This window comes from Maridesulfovibrio sp. FT414 (assembly GCF_050916235.1).
Lineage (GTDB): Bacteria > Desulfobacterota > Desulfovibrionia > Desulfovibrionales > Desulfovibrionaceae > Maridesulfovibrio.
The window spans coordinates 2690382-2708110 of record NZ_CP104854.1 but is presented as its reverse complement, the minus strand read 5'-3'; the positions used below and the strand labels follow the sequence as shown (position 1 = coordinate 2708110).

17 protein-coding genes are annotated in these 17729 nt (G+C 52.5%); 7 read left to right on the top strand and 10 right to left on the bottom strand.

All coding sequences use genetic code 11. From position 1 onward, the window contains the following. Positions 1-103 precede the first annotated feature (103 nt). Positions 104-916, bottom strand: a complete 813-nt coding sequence (locus N7E73_RS11990; protein ID WP_432734990.1) for an EF-hand domain-containing protein — start codon at positions 914-916, stop codon at positions 104-106. Between the two features lie 241 nt (positions 917-1157). On the opposite strand from N7E73_RS11990, the gene N7E73_RS11985 reads away from it, so the two are divergent. Continuing rightward, the gene (locus N7E73_RS11985) at positions 1158-2363 is read left to right on the top strand and encodes a hypothetical protein (protein WP_432734989.1); all 1206 of its coding nucleotides are present in this window, start codon (positions 1158-1160) and stop codon (positions 2361-2363) included. Between the two features lie 146 nt (positions 2364-2509). On the opposite strand, the gene N7E73_RS11980 is transcribed toward N7E73_RS11985, so the two are convergent. From N7E73_RS11980 to N7E73_RS11945, 8 genes are all read right to left on the bottom strand, one after another. Continuing rightward, the gene (locus N7E73_RS11980) at positions 2510-3844 is read right to left on the bottom strand and encodes a sigma-54-dependent transcriptional regulator (protein ID WP_432734988.1); all 1335 of its coding nucleotides are present in this window, start codon (positions 3842-3844) and stop codon (positions 2510-2512) included. A 15-nt stretch (positions 3845-3859) separates the two neighbouring features. Then, the gene (locus N7E73_RS11975) at positions 3860-5356 is read right to left on the bottom strand and encodes an ATP-binding protein (RefSeq protein WP_432734987.1); all 1497 of its coding nucleotides are present in this window, start codon (positions 5354-5356) and stop codon (positions 3860-3862) included. 120 nt (positions 5357-5476) lie between these two features. Continuing rightward, on the bottom strand, positions 5477-6163 hold the full coding sequence (locus tag N7E73_RS11970; protein ID WP_432734985.1) for a hypothetical protein: 687 nt from the start codon (positions 6161-6163) through the stop codon (positions 5477-5479). A gap of 1 nt (position 6164) precedes the next feature. Continuing rightward, the gene (locus N7E73_RS11965) at positions 6165-7445 is read right to left on the bottom strand and encodes a sulfite exporter TauE/SafE family protein (protein ID WP_432734984.1); all 1281 of its coding nucleotides are present in this window, start codon (positions 7443-7445) and stop codon (positions 6165-6167) included. Positions 7446-7498: 53 nt separating this feature from the next. Next, entirely contained in the window at positions 7499-7891 is a 393-nt protein-coding gene (locus N7E73_RS11960) for a response regulator (RefSeq protein WP_432734983.1), read from the bottom strand. Further along, positions 7863-8279 carry a response regulator gene (locus tag N7E73_RS11955; protein ID WP_432734981.1) on the bottom strand — a complete coding sequence of 139 codons (417 nt, stop codon included), beginning with the start codon at positions 8277-8279 and terminating at the stop codon, positions 7863-7865. Before N7E73_RS11955 ends, N7E73_RS11960 begins: the two co-directional genes overlap by 29 nt. Before the next feature lie 56 nt (positions 8280-8335). Then, complete coding sequence (locus N7E73_RS11950; protein WP_432734980.1) at positions 8336-8767, bottom strand: response regulator; 432 nt, start codon at positions 8765-8767, stop codon at positions 8336-8338. A gap of 2 nt (positions 8768-8769) precedes the next feature. Further along, complete coding sequence (locus N7E73_RS11945) at positions 8770-10476, bottom strand: sensor histidine kinase (protein ID WP_432734979.1); 1707 nt, start codon at positions 10474-10476, stop codon at positions 8770-8772. A 607-nt stretch (positions 10477-11083) separates the two neighbouring features. Between N7E73_RS11945 and N7E73_RS11940 the strand changes: the two genes are divergently transcribed. The 6 genes from N7E73_RS11940 to N7E73_RS11915 all read left to right on the top strand — a co-directional run bounded on the left by N7E73_RS11940 (position 11084) and on the right by N7E73_RS11915 (position 14198). After that, complete coding sequence (locus N7E73_RS11940) at positions 11084-11476, top strand: response regulator (protein ID WP_432734977.1); 393 nt, start codon at positions 11084-11086, stop codon at positions 11474-11476. Positions 11477-11541: 65 nt separating this feature from the next. Continuing rightward, the gene (locus N7E73_RS11935) at positions 11542-12264 is read left to right on the top strand and encodes a DUF1538 family protein (RefSeq protein WP_432734976.1); all 723 of its coding nucleotides are present in this window, start codon (positions 11542-11544) and stop codon (positions 12262-12264) included. 66 nt (positions 12265-12330) lie between these two features. Next, positions 12331-13173, top strand: a complete 843-nt coding sequence (locus tag N7E73_RS11930; RefSeq protein WP_432734975.1) for a DUF1538 domain-containing protein — start codon at positions 12331-12333, stop codon at positions 13171-13173. Positions 13174-13221: 48 nt separating this feature from the next. After that, positions 13222-13569 carry a P-II family nitrogen regulator gene (locus N7E73_RS11925; RefSeq protein WP_432734974.1) on the top strand — a complete coding sequence of 116 codons (348 nt, stop codon included), beginning with the start codon at positions 13222-13224 and terminating at the stop codon, positions 13567-13569. A 12-nt stretch (positions 13570-13581) separates the two neighbouring features. Then, positions 13582-13977, top strand: a complete 396-nt coding sequence (locus N7E73_RS11920; RefSeq protein ID WP_432734973.1) for a CBS domain-containing protein — start codon at positions 13582-13584, stop codon at positions 13975-13977. A gap of 62 nt (positions 13978-14039) precedes the next feature. Continuing rightward, the gene (locus N7E73_RS11915) at positions 14040-14198 is read left to right on the top strand and encodes a hypothetical protein (RefSeq protein ID WP_432734972.1); all 159 of its coding nucleotides are present in this window, start codon (positions 14040-14042) and stop codon (positions 14196-14198) included. 98 nt (positions 14199-14296) lie between these two features. Here the strand turns inward: N7E73_RS11915 and N7E73_RS11910 are convergent, their stop codons facing one another. Beyond that, positions 14297-17611 (bottom strand): S8 family serine peptidase, encoded by a 3315-nt coding sequence (locus tag N7E73_RS11910; RefSeq protein ID WP_432734971.1) that lies wholly within the window; start codon positions 17609-17611, stop codon positions 14297-14299. Positions 17612-17729: the final 118 nt, after the last annotated feature.

The window sequence follows — 17729 nt, the reverse complement described above, 5'->3', positions numbered from 1 at the left end:
AGCCTTTTCCACATCCATGTTCACGACATATTTCCTTTGTCTCAATATTTAATACGCCGGACCGCGACTCCTTTCACGATCAGATGCCCTGATTCAACATAAATCAGACGAATGTTCCTGAAGTATCACCGGTATAGATTGCACCGGTCTGGCCCTGATATGCCCGCATGGCCATTCGCTGCAGCACGGACTGTCCGGACTGTCCTTCTTCCTGCTCCTGACCGCTCATCTCACCATTCATATCACTGCCTTTGCCCACGACATCCTCAAGAGAGGCTACTCCACTGGCGAAAGCCTGCTGCAATTCCGAAAAGCTTACGACTCCGTCCTTATTGTAATCGAACTCGTCATATTCTTCATCAGAATCATCGCTCGATTCAGAGCTGGACTGAGAAGATCCGCTACCCGAAGCCGCAACGGTAGTTCCCATACCTTCCGACGGAGCCATGGATGCCATGCTTTCCTCCAGTTCTTGACTGGAAAGATTTCCATCACCATCGGTATCCAGAACACTGAAAAGCTCATCATCCAGCCCGGACTCATGCTGTGAAATCAGGCTGTCTCCGTCAGAATCAAGCTCACTCATAAGAGAATCGATCAGGCTTTCCGAGCCGCTCTGCATCATGACTGACATCTGCCCCATCATGGCCTTCTGCTCCTGGCGGCTTTTCAGGTCGGCAACCATTTCCTCCTGGGAAAGGTAGCCGTCACCGTCCGAATCAATCTCGCTGAAATGATCATCCAGAAAACCGGCTTCATCAATACTGAGTTTACCGTCGCCGTCCGCATCGTTGTCGCTGACAATGGAACTGACGAAATCTTCCGGTGAATCATAATCTTCAGGCCGCTTCATGCGTACCTGATCCATTGAGAACATACTGCTGGCAGTGGAACTGCCCAAAGCTGAAATACTCACGTTCTGCTCCCTGCTTCGCGCTCCTTTGGGAGGGGCAAAAAGTGCCTCATTTCCCGTTCACGATGCAATGCAGCAAAATACACTCCCAATATTATTAAGTTATATTAATTTTTATTTAGATTCATTATTGCATGCACCAAATAAGGAATCAGCAGAAGACTGAATATGGTTTGACAAATAAAACAGATTCAGGCTTACTATGTATTAAGTCTATAAACCAACTTCTGCCGGAGGTGGAACAATGCGCACAATGAAATACTTCACTGCACCCACCATACTAGCCTTAATGCTGGCCGTAACCATTTTTTCAGCTGCCAATGCAACAGCTTACGACGACTATGACTTCTGGATACAGACACCTAACGGATGGACAGAGAACACACAGGGCCTTTCGAACGATCTTAAAAAACAGGTTATTTCCCCCGACCGGAATGCATTCATTGAAGTATATGCAGCCAGGGGCAACAACCCGGGTCTGCAGGCCATTGCGGACGGTATGGAGCAGGGCATTCTCAACCGTGGAGGAGTATATTTCCAGAACAGGCTCTCCAGCCGGAACGTACAGGTTGACGGACATCCCGGTATATTCAGGGAATACAGCTCAAACTACAACGGAAACAGGCTGCACGCATACGGCCTGTACACATATGCCCGTGGAGGGGCTGTCGTAGCCATCGGCGTTTATGTGGAACAACTTGCCGGGCAGTACAGGAATCTGGTTTACAACAGCGTCAACAGTCTGCGCTTCTCTCCGCCACCGACCATGGGCTCAAACGATCCGTACGGTTCCGGAGCAGCTCCATACGGAAACAACGATCCCTATGGATCAGCACACGACAACTGTGATCTGCTCGTCGGGAAATGGCGCTGGTTCACCGGTTCTGTTGCAGAATTCCAACAGGGAGGCAGAATGCCCGGAAACGGCAACAGCTGGAGATGCCTTGATCCCGAAAGACGGACCTTTGAAATAACCTGGGGTAACGGCCGCTATATAGACACCCTGACCATGACTCAGGACGGCAACAGGCTGGATGGAAAGAATCAGATCGGAAACCGGGTTTGGGGAACAAGGCTGTCCGGACCTTCACAGTCGGCTCCTCCGCCTCCTCCGGCACAGCAGGCCATGCCGAAAATGAACTATGCAAAAAAAATAAGCGGCAACATGGGAGCGGAATGGAGGCTGGCCCACGGCAGTCTGAATCCGAGCCACCCAAATGACAACGGAGAATGGGAACTGAGCACTGTTTCTGGAACCACCCTGCGCTTTACCGATCCCTACAACAAGGGTCAGCAGCGTTACAGGGTCAGGATAACGACCAGGGACGGTCAGCAGGTAGAGGAACGCGTTGTAGGCATGTCCGAGCACATCACCGTAAGTCCGGGCATATACAAAATCCAGCTTTTCCCCGAAGGAGGCTATGCCGGCTGGAGGTGTGAATGGCATTGATAAGTTAGTTGAATGCTGATTGCCATAGACGGCATTCAGTTGACAAACTGCCGCGACCTTTGCGGCAGATAATATAAAAAGGGCCGCAATATCTCATGGATAGTGCGGCCTCACTTTTTCAGACTCCATCGCAAGATCAAAGGAGACTACAGCTCCAATTCCATACGCTTCAGCTTCTCGCGCAGGGTTTTGCGGTTGATGCCGAGAATTTCGGCCGCGCGGGTCTTGTTGTTGTTGGTCATTGCCAGCACGTTCTTGATATGCTCACGCTCCACATCTTCCAGAGAACGGTCCACCCGGCCTTCTACCGGCAGACAGAAACGCATGTTGGGGGGAAGATCGTTGACCTCGATGGGATCGTGATCCACGATGACCACCAGCCTGTGAATAAGGTTCTCAAGTTCACGGACGTTTCCGGGCCACGAATAGTTGCGCAGGGCCTGAAGAGCCTCATCGGTCATACATGGAGTGGGCCGCTGCATGGCCTTTGAGAACTTGACCAGAAAATTGCTGACCAGTGTAAGAATATCGTCACCACGTTCTGCAAGGGACGGCACGGGGATGTCGACCACATTCAGCCTGTAATAAAGATCTTCACGGAAAGACCCGTCTTCCACAAGGCGCTTAAGATTCTTGTGGGTTGCAGCCAGAATACGGGTATCAACGGTATGGACCACGCTTGATCCGACTTTGCAGAATTCCTTGGACTGCAGCACTCGAAGCAGCTTGGCCTGCATGTTGGGGCTGGCATCGCCGATCTCATCAAGGAAAATCGAACCGCCGTTCGCTATCTCGAAAAATCCGGCCCGAGCTTCCTTCGCTCCGGTAAAAGCTCCCTTCACATGGCCGAAAAGCTCGCTCTCAACCAGTGAATCGGGAATGGCAGCGCAGTTGACCGGCACAAACGGAGCGGCCCTGCGATCACTATGGTAGTGCACGGCACGGGCAACAAGTTCCTTACCGGTTCCTGAATCACCGGATATGAGCACATTTGCACTGGTTGCCGCGGCCTTGCCTATACGCCTGAAAACCAGCTGCATTCCTGAAGAATTTCCGGCTATTCCGTAAGTTTCATCCGGGACCTCAACGACCTTGACCGCCCTTCTGCGGTTGACCCGCTCCATGATGCGGTCCATGGCATTCAAAAGTTCTTCGGAAGTGAACGGCTTGGGCAGATATTCTCCGGCTCCGTCCTTGATGGCCTCGACAGCCCCGGAAATGGACGGATACCCGGTGATCATCATTATCTCCACATCACGGTGGTTTTCGCGCACGTGCCGGATCAGATCCAGACCGGTCGCCTGAGGCATCCTGAAATCCGTGATAACAATGTCTATCCTGTATTCATCGAGCAGGGGCAGTGCCTCGTCCACCCGCAGACAGGTCAGAACCTCGTATCCACGGGATTCAAGATTGCGCTTGAGCACCTCAAGTGTGCTCTTGCTGTCATCAACTGCTAAAATTCTTATCTTTTCCGTCATTTCGTATCCATCAAGCTATTCAGTTGGCTGGTTACTCTGCAGGCAGGGAAAAGCCACCTCAAAACGGGTTCCCTGTCCCGGCTCACTATGCACCTGAATAAATCCCTTGTGAGCCTTTACAATACCGAGCACGACCGAAAGGCCCAGCCCGGTTCCCTTATCCACATCCTTGGTGGTGAAGAAAGGATTAAAAATCTGCTTAAGGTTGTCAGGAAGAATTCCCGGCCCGTTGTCTTCGACTATTATATAAACATCGTTAGCATTATTCAGTGTCTTTATGTTTAATCGCCCGCCATCGCCCATAGCCTGAATGGCATTCGCCGCGAGGTTTACCATGACCTGCTTGATGTGCTGCGGGTCAGCAGAAATGGGCGGCAGACTTTCATCAAAATCACAGATTATTTCAATATTACTGCGCTTGGCCGCAGTCTCGGTGATACGCAGAGCTTCAGTAATTGTCTCATTAAGGTTGGTCGGGATGAACTGCGGGGGCAACTGCCGACTGAAAAACATTATCTTCTTGATTATCTCCCGCGCATGCAGAGAGGAATCAACAATATTACCGAGATCCATCCTGACCTGATCCGGCAGGTCCGGAGTCTGCAGGGCAAGCTGTGCGTATCCCAGTATATTGGCCAGCGGCTCGTTTATCTCATGTGCTACGCCGGCGGAAAACTGACCGATCTTGGCCAGACGGTCCGCCTGCCTGAGCTGCTGCTCAAGCTGCTTCTTGACCGACTTGATTTCCTTCTTGGCAACAATAATGGATATCTGCTGGGCTGCGGTTGAGAGCAGATCCTTTTCATCCTCAATGAATACGGATTCTCCTTTTCCTACCCGCTCGCCGTTCTCCACGGCAACGGTTATTGAACCGCGGATGTCACTGCTTGATTCAACCGGCTCAACCAGAATATTTTCAGTTTTCCGGAAACCGTCTGTCTCCCAGCTCAGGCTGCCGACCCGCAACCGCACATGGGTACTTTCCGGACTCTGAAAGCCGGAAGGGAGCAGATGGACTATTTTTTCCAGGGTTTCCTGCAGGCCCAGTTCGACATCACCACCAAGCTTGCTGATCTCATAAAGACAGTTCAGCTCCTTGTTCCTTTCAATAAGCGTGAACTTTTCACGGAGCAGCCCTTTCTGCTTGAGCATATGCGAAGTGACATCCTGCCCGACACAGAGAATGCTTATAGTGCTGCCATCAGAATCACTGAGGGCCTTCAGGTGCCAATCTATATATATGTTGTCCCCGCTCCGGGAACGTATTTTTCCGGAAATTCTTGAAATATCACGATGTCCGGCTTTTTCAAGAACGTCCTTCCTTGCCTGTTCACGCCGTTCCTCAACAACGAAGGTTTCGAACCAGTCGAGTCCGGCCAGCTCCTTCATGGTATAGCCGGTTAGTGATTCGAGTCTTGAGTTGCCGTGAATTATCCCGCCGTCCAGATCAAGGGTGACCACGATGCCGTGGCTGAGCTGCATTATGGTGTCGTAATATTCCTGAAGATTCATATGTCCGTCCTCATTTATCAAGAATAAGGCGAATTTATATGCGAGTAAAGTAGTAGCGGACGGTCCGGCGCTGGAGGTAGCCGGACCGTCCGCCGCGTTTGGGGGTACGTTACCGTATTATTAATGACCGATATTGAGTCCCCATCCTTCGAAGACAAACAGGATGGCAAATCCGTACCATAATGTGTAAACCACGTAGAAGATCAGCGAGAATATTACCAGACCGAGTTCATCCATGATGTTGAGCGGCTCGATCTCATAATAGTTGTATGCTGTTTCCACGGCTCTCTTCATTACGTTCGCGGTAACCTTTGCTACCTTGAACTCTTCCTGCCCATTGAGTGCCTTTTCCATCAGCTTAAGGCTGGTCCACCAGTTATAGGTGGCCCGACGGGCTTCAATACCGTACTTGTCTTCAATTGCCTTGGCATTGTTGTGATACATGAGGTCCGCATCATCAAGGCTGGTATTCAGTATTGCCGCAATTGATCCGCTTACCTGAAGTTCCCTTCCGCTCAGCTCGGTCTTGACTCCGGCCTTCTCGAACTGCCTTGCGGACTGCTCGGCCTGCACGGAAGAAGTGTAATTCAGCTTGAGGGTGAGGTCCTTGGTTCCAAGCTTCTTTACATCCTCACGCATGACCGGGATGTAGTTTACAGAGCCCTTGGAGATGGAGTTGTACATCGCGTCAAGGTAAGCCATGGCGTTTCTGCCGTCGAATATGGGCTGGAACATAACCACGAGCACTGCAAAGAAGAGCCCGAGAAGAGCCAGACCGCCGGTAAATTCTTTCTTGTTGACTATCATTTTAGTGCGCTCCTTCTGACTTGAGATTCGGGATATTCTTGAGGAAGGTGCCGATTACCCATATGGAGAATCCGCCGATGACTATGAAGAAGGCCCAGATTCCGATGGAATCAAGCACTCGACCCAACGAAGGAGAGACGGGAATGTAGCCCATTTCGCCAAGCTTTCCGGGCAGAGCGAAGATACGGTTTACGAAGCCGGCCAGAACTGCCATGGCGTAGAAACCGCGGATGGTCACACCGGGAACGACCTTGGTCACAAGCGCACCTATCTGGATACCCAGCAGGGAACCGAGCAGCATGCCCATGGCCAGAGTGTAGAAAATGAAGCCGTAAATGGCGTACTGACTGATGGATGCAAAACCTGCGGTAAAGACAATCTGGAAGATGTCGGTACCAACGGTGGTCATGGAAGACACGCCGAGCACGTATACAAAGATGGGGAAGGTCAGGAAGCCGCCGCCGACACCCATGATACCGGCAGCAAGACCGACCAGCGCACCGGAGAGCACCAGGAAGATCCAGGAGATCTGACGGCCTCCGGGGGTAAGATCCTGATCGAACTTCACCATGGGGGGGAAGTTGATGGACTGCAGGGACTTGCTCAGGGAACCGAGTTCAGCACCTTCTCCACCTCCGTGAGCTCCTCCGCCGAATCCGGACTTACGGGCCTTCAGGTAGTCATACATGGCATAGGTGCCGAGGAAACCGAGCATGAGAGAGTACACGGTGGTGATGAACGCATCAGACAGCACCGGGTTGATCTCATACAGCACGCGGTTGATAACACCACCGGCCGTAGCTCCTAGAATGGCACCGATAAGGAAGACCACTGCCAGCGGCACGGAAACGTTACCCATCTTGCGGTGAATAACACTGCCCATGATCGCCTTTGCGAAAATATGGAACAGGTCGGTACCAACGGCCAGAATCCCCTTGATACCGGCACTCATGAGGGCGGGAGCGATGATGAATCCGCCGCCGGCACCGATACAGCCGGTGATAAGTCCGGCTCCAATACCAATGGCGATGGAGACCATGAAAATACCGAGACTGTAGAAAGCCGGGCTGTAGGCTTTCTTGCCGCCGAGCAGATCCGGGAGCACCGGAGCAATGTCATCGGCAAAGGCTATACCGCCCAGAATAACGGGGATGAGCATAAGCCCGAGCAGCATGCGCAGCTTTCTGCTGCCCATGATCGCCTTGGCGTTGTCGATCTCCCAGCGGGCCATGTATCCGGCCCCTGCCATCATAAACTTACCCCATTGATTGAAAAAACCCATGGTTATCCTCACATGTTCAATTTGGTTGTTGTACCCTTGACCCGAACGGACTCTTACGCCTTACCGAACGGACCTTTATTCCTGCGTACGGCTGCATCGCTGATTTTTCCTTCTATCTCTTCCACATCAGTCGGTTTAAGGAGGTAGTCACAGGCCCCCATAGCCAGACAGGATATGACAATATCCGAGTTGATGTGGGCTGTGAGCATCAGGACCGCAACCTGCGGATACAGCCGCTTTATTTCTCCAAGAAGCCGGACACCGTCCCTGCCTGGCATTCTGACATCCAGCAGAACAACATCCATTTCTTCAAGCCTGAGTGTCTCCATGGCTTCACTCGCGCATGAAGCCGTGCTGACACACATCCCCCGTTTCTCCAGCCTTCTGGACAGCACACGGGAGAAATCAATTTCATCGTCAACCAGAAGAACCCTTATCCCTTTCACGGACTCCCTCCTTCCGGGTGCACGCCCGCCGCACTTTCTCCAGCAGCAGGTTGAAATCCACCGGCTTGGACAGATACTCTGCCGCACCCAGCCTGATGCTTTCGGCAGCCGCCTTTTCGCAGCCATGCCCGGTAAGCATCAGCACCGGCAATTCCGGATCCAGCATCCTGAACACTTTTAAAATTTCTATCCCGTCCATCCCTTCGAGTTTCAAATCAAGTACGGCCACATCAAATTGCTTTTCGCGGAGCATCCTCACCGCATCCTCGCCGCGATAGGCCGTTTCAACGAGAATGCCCCGCCTGCCCATGCGTTTGCGAAGAACTTCGGCAAACCCGACCTCGTCGTCCACCATGAGCAGTCTTATTTGTTTTTCACCGTCTTTCATCTTCAACTCGCTTGCCCCCGGATCACTCCGCAGGCCCTCCGGTGACACCGACAGCCCTAGGCCATGCGGTGGGTGATATCGTCGATACGTGCTTTGACCTCTTCCTCTTCATGGTCGTGATGAAGTTTCACGGCCTGCCTGATCTTCGCTATGAGGTCATCAATTGAACACGGCTTCATCAGATAATCGAAAGCTCCGTTCTGCATACCGTCGATGGCCGATTCCACAGTGGCATGACCGGTAAGCATAATGACTTCCACTGTTGGGAAATCCCGCTTGATGTCCCGAAGAACTCCGAGCCCGTCCTTGACCGGCATCTTCATATCCAGAATTACCACCTCGATTCCGGGAGTCTCCTCAAGAACGCGCATGGCAGCTTCTCCGCTGAATGCCTGATGAACCTTCATGTTGCGCTTCTCGAGCCTTTTGGACATAGCCTCGACAAAAGCTTCCTCATCGTCCACGAACAAAATAATTGCGTCCGTCATGCTTAATCCTCCTTGTTATATTCCTGACCGTTACCGGACCGGGGCAGGGGCAGCCTGATATAGAATCTGGCACCGAGCCCCACTCCGCTTTCAACTTCAATTTCTCCGCCCATCTGGTGAATCAGCCCGTAACAGATGGACAGCCCCAGACCGCTTCCCTTGCCCACAGGCTTGGTGGTGAAGAAGGGGTCAAAAATACGCCCGAGATTGGATTCGGGAATTCCCGGACCGGTGTCCGCCACTGTGACAAGAGCCTGTCCGTCTTCAGCACGGCAGCTGATCGTAAGCTTCCCCCCTTCAGACTCCATGGCCTGAATGGCGTTATTGACAAGATTCAGAAAGACCTGCTGCAGCTCGGATACCGAAGCCCGCACCAGCGGCATGTTGCGGTCCAGATCGAGCGAAAGGCTGACCTGCGCGTATCGGGCCTGCTGCATTGAAATTTCAACGACCTCCTCGATAAGTGCAGGCAGAGAAACTTCGGCAATCCTTGAGTCGGTCTGGCGGGCGAAACTGAGCAGCTTGTGGGTGATGTCCTTGCAGCGTCCGCCCTGAGTGCGCACCTGCTCCAGAGCCCGGCTGATTTCGGCATAGCAGGACATGTCCCTGCCTTCGTCTTCCAGCAGATCGCTGACCCAACCGGCCTCTTCAATCATGATGGCCACCGGGTTGTTGATTTCGTGGGCTATACCGGCTGCCAGCTCTCCGATGGAAGCAAGCTTGCCGGTCTCAACCATCTGCCTGTTCATCATGGCGTTTTCCTCGTCGATGATACGGAAACGGGTCACGAGCTTCCTTGAGAGGTAAAGAGCCATCACAATTATGCCCAGGCCTCCGGTAAGGAAGATAACCAGGGTAAAGAACTCGCTGCGGATCATGGCGGAAAAGGCATCGCTGGCGTTCTGCTGATAGACCAGCTTCCAGTCCCCGCCCTTGAGCTGGGAACTGACGGTCACATACTTTTCACCATCACTGCCTTTGGAGAGCTGGATGGTCACGCCTTCAGCCGTAAGCGGCTTGCGGACTGTTTCGTAAGGGGTAAGGACGAGGTTGCTGTCCCGGCTGGCCGGAGGCTTGGTTTGAAACACCCCGTTCCTGTTGAGAATGTAGGCATAGCCGGTTTCACCGATGCGGATGTTCTCTACGAGATGGGAGAAAGCCAGAAAATCAATGGTGGCGCGCAGGGTCCACCTGTGTTCGCCTTCACCGCTGTTGACGGCGATTATGAAATGCGGAGACTGGCGCAGTCCCATGAAAACGTCGCTTATCCCGGTAACCTTGTCGCGGCTGTTGAGATACCAGTCGGCGTTTGAGTAATCAGCACCAAGGAGATCGAAGGGACCTGCGTAGGCAACCTGCCTGCCGGCCCTGTCGATGACTCCGAAATCCACGAAGATACGTCCGTACTGCTGCTGCATGGACTTGAGAGTCTTCTCCAGAAACTGCGGATCAGTAAGCTGCCCGTAGGTGAACGCACGGGTGAGAAACTGTACCTCGCCCTGCTTTTCGCTGAGGAAGTTGTTTACGTTGTCCTTGTGCTTATCAACGACTTCGGCCAGGTGGGCATAAACTTTGGAGCGGTAGATGGAACGGAACTGATCGAAAATCAGCCCGCCCACAAGAATAAGAGGCGCGATGGAAACCGTGATTACGATAAGCGCGATCTTGCGGGAAAGCTTGTCGTAGGGGGTTCTGTTTTCAATCTGCATGCTTTTGTTCCACTCTGCTCTTTACGTTGTTTTACGCCTGCCCCGTGTGGGCGGTCCGTAATCCCCCTTGAGCAAAGGGTGTGCCACAAACATCATCCGGGCAGATCCGCCCCGGGCACAAATTTCTATACATAACCACACAAAATTAAAGACTTTATACAGACAACTTAAATCTCGCTTATATAATGTTGCAGGCTCAAACTGATGCCCGGAATAATACCTTATCAACACTCACACAGGGCTATATCGGTTCATTTCACCCCACCGGCACAAAACGCCCCACATTCTCAGTTGCAAGCCCACAGCCCACGCCTGTTACCTTTTTCACAAGGAAACAAGTACCCATCCGCAAAGCAGCGGGGCAAAACACCCCGCTCACCATATGCAACCGTATCTGGAAGCATATCCGGGGATCTCAGAGAGCATTATTTTTATTTACATCCATTGCCGGAGCACACAACCGGGACATTTATACCCGCCAGAATAAACCAAATAAATCAAATGATTAATACAAAACAGCCGTGTGAGCAGCCATATTTATCGACCAAATAGATCTGATTTTGGCATGCTCATTGTAACTGCAGATTCAAAGCAACGGAGAAAGGTCATGAAAAACATTCGGATACTTCTTGTTGATGACGAAGACGGCTTCTCCTCGGTTCTGGCCAAACGGCTTGGAAGGAGGGCTGTGGACGTGACCACCGCAGCGGGCGGAGAGGAAGCGCTTCAATGTCTTGATACCGAACTGTTTCAGGTGGTTGTGCTGGATATGAAAATGCCCGGCATGAACGGTCTGCAGGTCTTGAGGATCATCAAAAACCGTTATCCGCAGGTGGAAGTAATTCTGCTTACAGGCAATGCGGACATGGACAGTGCAGTGCAGGCCATGACTGCCGGTGCTTTCGACTTCATGCTCAAACCGGCCAACACCGAAATCCTGATGAACAGGATCGTCGATGCGGCGAGATCAAGTCAGATACTCAGAGACAAAGCAGTCTAACTGCATAAAAACAGATTCAATTGATGACCGGAAATAAACAGGCATTTTGTTTGCGCAGAATTACCGTGGGTATCCTGGGAAAGCTGTGGAGCTCCTTCAAGGACCTGTTGCCCATCATTCTGGTGATCGCATTTTTTCAGATCATTGTTCTCAGACAGCCCCTGCCGAACCTTGGGGAGGTCGTTTACGGCGGCGTCCTTGTGGTTCTTGGACTGATGCTTTTCATCCAGGGACTTGAAATGGGCCTCTTCCCGATCGGGGAGGAAATGGCCCGTGCCCTGGCCCGCAGGGGAAGCCTGTTCTGGCTGCTGAGTTTCGCCTTTCTGCTCGGCTTTTCGACTACGGTTGCAGAACCCGCGTTGATCGCCGTTTCAGCTGAGGCTGCCAATATTGCCGCGCAAGGCAATCTGATCGCTCCCGGAGAAGAGTCACTCAACAGGTACGCACTCGGACTTCGCCTGTCGGTGGCCTTCTCCGTCGGAGTGGCGATACTCATAGGAGTTCTCAGGATACTGCGCGGTTGGCCCGTACACTATCTGATCATAGGCGGCTATGTGGTTGTAATGCTCATGACCCTTGTCGCTCCCGAAGAGATCGTGGGCATAGCCTACGATGCCGGTGGTGTTACCACCTCCACCGTCACCGTTCCTCTGGTAGCGGCTTTGGGAGTAGGTCTGGCTTCAATCATCAAAGGACGCAGCCCGTTGCTGGACGGTTTCGGACTGATCGCCTTTGCCTCCCTCCTTCCTATGATCTTTGTCATGGGGTACGGACTGACCGTTTTCTAATAATCAGGCCGTTCCAAGGTGCCCGGAACGGCCTGATATAAATTTCAAAGAGAGGAAGGCACTATAATGGCATTCCTGATTGAATTCGGACAGGTGTTCCTTGCCACCATAAAGGACATCCTGCCCATACTGATTCTGATTACGTGCTTTCAGCTCTTTGTTCTGCGCCAGTCCATTCCCAACCTGCGCAGCCTCATAATCGGGGGAGTGTATGTTGTTATAGGACTGGCAATGTTTCTGATCGGCCTGGAAAAAGCGCTGTTTCCGATAGGCAGGATCATGGCGACCCAACTCTCCGCGCCTTCGCTGCTGGCGGGCGAAGGCGGGGTCGCCGCACTCAACGACTGGACTGACTACGGATGGGTATACCTGTTCGCCGCCATGATAGGGTTTTCCACAACCATTGCGGAGCCCTCCCTGCTGGCAGTGGCACTCAAGGCCAGAGAAGTCTCGGGCGGGGTGATCAGCCAATGGGGGCTGCGCATCACCGTGGCTGTCGGAGTAGCAATAGGCATTTCGCTGGGCGCCTTCCGCATTGTGACGGGAACCCCGCTCTACATATATATTCTGGCCGGATATGTGATTGTGATCATCCAGACATTTCTGGCGCCGAAACAGATTATCCCACTGGCCTACGATTCTGGCGGGGTGACTACCTCCACAGTGACCGTTCCGCTGGTTGCGGCCCTCGGGCTGGGACTCTCCGAAACAGTTCCCGGAAGAAATCCGGCACTGGACGGTTTCGGACTGATCGCCTTCGCCAGTCTGTTTCCAATCATAACTGTCATGGGATATGCTCAGTACACCCATTTCATGGCCGCACGCAGGGCAAAGCGCAGACCGGCAAGTAAACCGGTCGGCAGTGTCGGCTATTGCGGCGAATCAAAAATACAGACTTCTGCATCCTGACAACAGGACAGAGCACGTGCGGGCCTGAAAACATCAGGGAGATAAGACATGCGATTCAAGATCATCTTTGCCCCGGTAAAACCGGACAAGACCGATGCGATAGTAGACGCGGCCAAGGCTGTCGGAGCAACCGGCGCAACCATTATCCCTGCAAGGGGAACCGGGATGCGCGAAGCCAAGACCTTTTTCGGGCTGACCCTTGAAGACCAGACCGACATAGTGCTCTTCCTGCTTGAAGAGCACATGGTCAAGCCGGTCATGGAGGCTATCAGGACCGCCGGGGAATTTCACAAGCCGGGAACAGGCATCGCCTTTGTCCTGCCCGTGGAAAACGTCCTCGGCATGGAAAGCCAGATCGAAGTTTTCAAAAACAAAGTCCGCGACAGTTATTTTTAGGGAGATCAAGTGATGAGTTCACTCATAGTTCGTGTGCGTGATGTGATGCACTGTGACGTTCAGAGCATAGACGGCATGGCTACGGCAAAGGAAGCGGCGGAGATGATGCGCAGAGCAAAGATTTCCGAACTGCTGGTCAGCAAAAGAAACAGCGATGATGCTTGGGCGATCGTGACCGTCAGTGACCTTGTAAGCAAGATCATCGTCCCGGACCGGGATGCGGCCTCAGCCTATGTATATGAAATCATGACCAAGCCCGTAATTACGGTTCCAGCCGATATGGATATACGCTATGCTGTACGCCTGTTGCATCGCACAGTGGTTCACCGTGCCCCGGTTGAACACATGGGTGAGATCGTCGGCATGATCACCTTGGAGTCGCTCATACTTGATAACGACCTGCTCTGAGCAGGTTATTTTGAGAAACTCGCCCTGTTGAACGCTATAAAATTTACCTGAAAGGATTCATCATGTGGGGAATTTATTCGGCACTCAAGGCGGCTTTCCACCGGAAACGAACCTGCCCCAACTGCGGGACAGTAAATATCATCAAATACGGAGACAAGCTTAAAACGGTCACCTGCTCCAAATGCGGAACCAAGCTGCCTGCTCCCAGGGAACAGATTTAACAGCCAGACAGACCATTGCCCTAAAGACACACGGATCGACATACACAGCCCGACATTTGACCACACCAACAACCACATGTCGGACAGGAAACGGCGGATCACCCCATCCGCCGTTTCGCTTTTTCTGAGGCAACCATGCGAAGCAGCAGGGAAAATACTGCGATAAACAGCAGGAGAACGCTGCCGTAATCATCCCCGGACCCAATCACACAGCCGCTGGCCCCGCCCGAAGAGGAAAGACCAAGTATCTGGGGATCGTCTATGATTCCGACTTCAGGGTTTTCATCGTAAAGCCCGCCGTCTTTCACAACCGACACGACATAATACGTCGTAGTCGCATTCAATGAAGTTACACTGTCCAGAAAACCTCCGCTGACATCCGTCAGCCACCAATTTCCATCGCTGTAATCTTCAAACCCGGCGTAGGTAAACGGCTTGTTGGTCCCGTTGCTGTATAGTTTGGAAAGTCCCAGTTCTCCGGCCTTGACCGCAGGAAGGCCATCAACGGCGTAACGGACACTTACAGTTCCGTTTTCCGAAGTCTGCAGCCTGAAGGAAGATTCCTGACTGTAGACATCCTCAAACGCTGTTCCGTAACCTGCGTTGACACTCTGGGCACTCTGCTGCTGGCTTGTCTTGCTTAGAAATGTGGAGACAGGAGCACCGGGCTGATCAGGATTAAGCCCGATATCGCCTTTAGTCGGGGTTTCCCCGGTCATACCGCTGACGACCAGAGCATACGGCTGCGGCCCGTTCGGTATGTTGTAAGCCGTAACTTCAACCGTGTAGGTCCCGGACTGAGGTTTGGCCACGGTCACTGAAACCGTATTGTTCAGACGGTCAAACCCGGTGGATGGAACGGTTGTTCTGAAGTTCGCTATCAGCCCCGGAGTGACGGAAGCCTCCTGCCAGATTCCCGATGACTTGATCAATCCGCGGGCAGTGGGGTTACCGTTCTGATAATAAACTCCGAGCTGCTCGCTGCTCTTTTCCACCGAGATCACGATACTTCCATCAGTCAGGTCAAGCCCCACCGGCAGGGCATATTCCCCACTGGGAATATAGGCAAAGGATTTCCTGAATATCTCGTCTCCTACTCCACCGTCGTATTTGTAAACGACTACGGATACGGGAGAAAGAAGTGATCCGCTGTTATAAAATGCGAGTACAACCGACTCCAGCGTACACGGATAGGATGGCGGAGTAACATGAAGCCCGATCACTTCCCCGGTATAAAACCCGTTCACACTGCTGACGAGCTGAACTTTGGTCAGCGGGCTGGAATTAACCGCATTGTCCGGATAGACCCAGATTCCGTCCGGCTTTTTGACCCGCAGATCAAGATCGTTCACCAGCCCGCCGGCAGCAGCAACTGTCCCCGGATAATCGGTCCAGCCAAGGGTTGCCTTGAACGGTTCCTCATCATTCTCAACCTGAAAGGAAAATGTTCTGGAATATCCGGTAGCAGCTGGAGCAGAATCCGTAATATCGTAATAGTTTATCTTATAGCTGCTGTCGGAATTTATTGATGCTTCAAAATCCAGCCTGCCCCACCCCTGAACGAAATCAGGAGCAGAAACAACTTCCTGCGTATCCCCAGTTCCGTACTGCCCGGGAACTAGCGAAACAGCACCGTGTACGAGTGCCGTCTTGATCAATGCAGCACTGGGGTTGGAAAAACCCTCCTCCTTCATGAGATATTCACGCATAATGGCGGCTGTTCCGGCCACAAGCGGAGTGGCCATGCTGGTTCCACCTGACCAGTAATAGTACTGGTTGAAAGCCCCCCAGCCGTTTCCGAGCTGCTGTGACGCCCGTGTTGAAAGTATGTTGGTCCCGGGAGCGACTATTTCCGGCTTGTAACGGCCGTCGATAGTCGGTCCGCGGCTGGAAAAAGCAGCGATGCCGTAAGGCTTGTCGGATAAAAGATCGGACCCCACCGGATCGGCATATGTTCTGAAATCTGACCAGACCCTGGTTGAAAAACCCTCGCCCTCCGCCATCCGGTAGGACTCGGAGGCTCCGACAGACAGACAGTTCTTTGCCGTTGCCGGGGTATCTATACAATATTTATCGATAACCCCGTTCATATCCTTGTCGTATCCGGCATTTCCCACAGCATAGAGGACGAGAAAATCCTTGTTGCTCCACATGAACTGGTCGACGTTCAGGCTCTCGCTGGAATAGTCGCCGACCCCGCTGGTTCCCCAGCTGTTGGTATGTATTCTGACCCCGGCATCATAAGCAGGCTGGAACAATTCATTCAGGTCCGAAGGTATTCCGGTAAGAGCCCCGTTGCCGGCAGCCACTCCTGCTGACTGAAAATATATTTCAGCCTTTGGGGCCACTCCGGCATAGCAGGTGGATGGAAAACTGTTTGTCGCTGGCGAGGCTCCTGACATCAAACCGTTGCCGCACATTATTCCTGCAACATGGGTTCCGTGCCCACTGTAATCGACCTGCTCGGCGCCGGTCAGGGTTACATAGCCGATCACCCGTGTGCCACCTTGTCCGTCACTGAAATCAAGGTGCATGTTGCTGCTGTCTCCGGTATCAATCCCGCTGTCGCAGGCCCCGACAATCTGTCCTTTTCCCAGAAGTCTGGTGCCTGAGACAGGCCAGGTCTTGGACTGCTCGGAGCGGATTTCACTTATCCCGGTTGAAATATTGTTTCCGGTACGGTGTTTCGGGGCACGCTCAATCCACTTCACCCCGAAGATATCTTTCAGGCCCGAAACCTTTGCAACAGGTATACGTACGGTGAGGACACTGTTCCACTCCGAAGAGGAACTTGAAACAACCTGTCCTCCTGCGGCAACGATTTCATTACCGATATCGGGAACATCCTCACCGGGAAATACCACCACACGGACATCAAGCTTTCCGCCCTGTTCCTGCAATGTATCGGAGGTTATGTCATAGATTCCGTCGGACAGCTTAAGGTCCGCCGCATACTCGCCGATGTAACGGACGAAATCCAGGGCCCGGATGGAATCAACCTTGGACTCACCGGCTTTGACTATAAATGCGTACTGCGGGATATAATCATAAAATTTGCCGCCCAGAGCTGAAACGGACTCCTTCCAGCCGGACTGTAGCGGTCCGCTGAACTGTACGATGTAATAATTATATTGTTCTTCAACGACAACCGGTGAAGCAAACGAAAAAAGGCGGGCAAAAAAGCTGGGAGCTGCAGACTGGGTGCCGGAATCAGTTGAGCTGCCGGATGTATTTTCGGATGAAGGCAGCAGGACCGGTTCGAGGCTGCCATGGACCGGATCTACCTGCTTATTTCGAAGGAAAAGTTTAGGAGAACTGTCCTCTTCATCGGTGGCGGAGCTGGAGAAAGGCAGACACACTATGCACATGAAAATGCACAGGCATAAAACAACGGCAAATCTGGGTAAACGCACTACAGTAATCTCCGACTTACATTTGGTCGGGATTCAATATGTAAAATTATTATACTGTGTCAACAAACTCTCAAGAACAGTCAAACAGTTGCACCTCAAATATGTGAGCACAAACTTA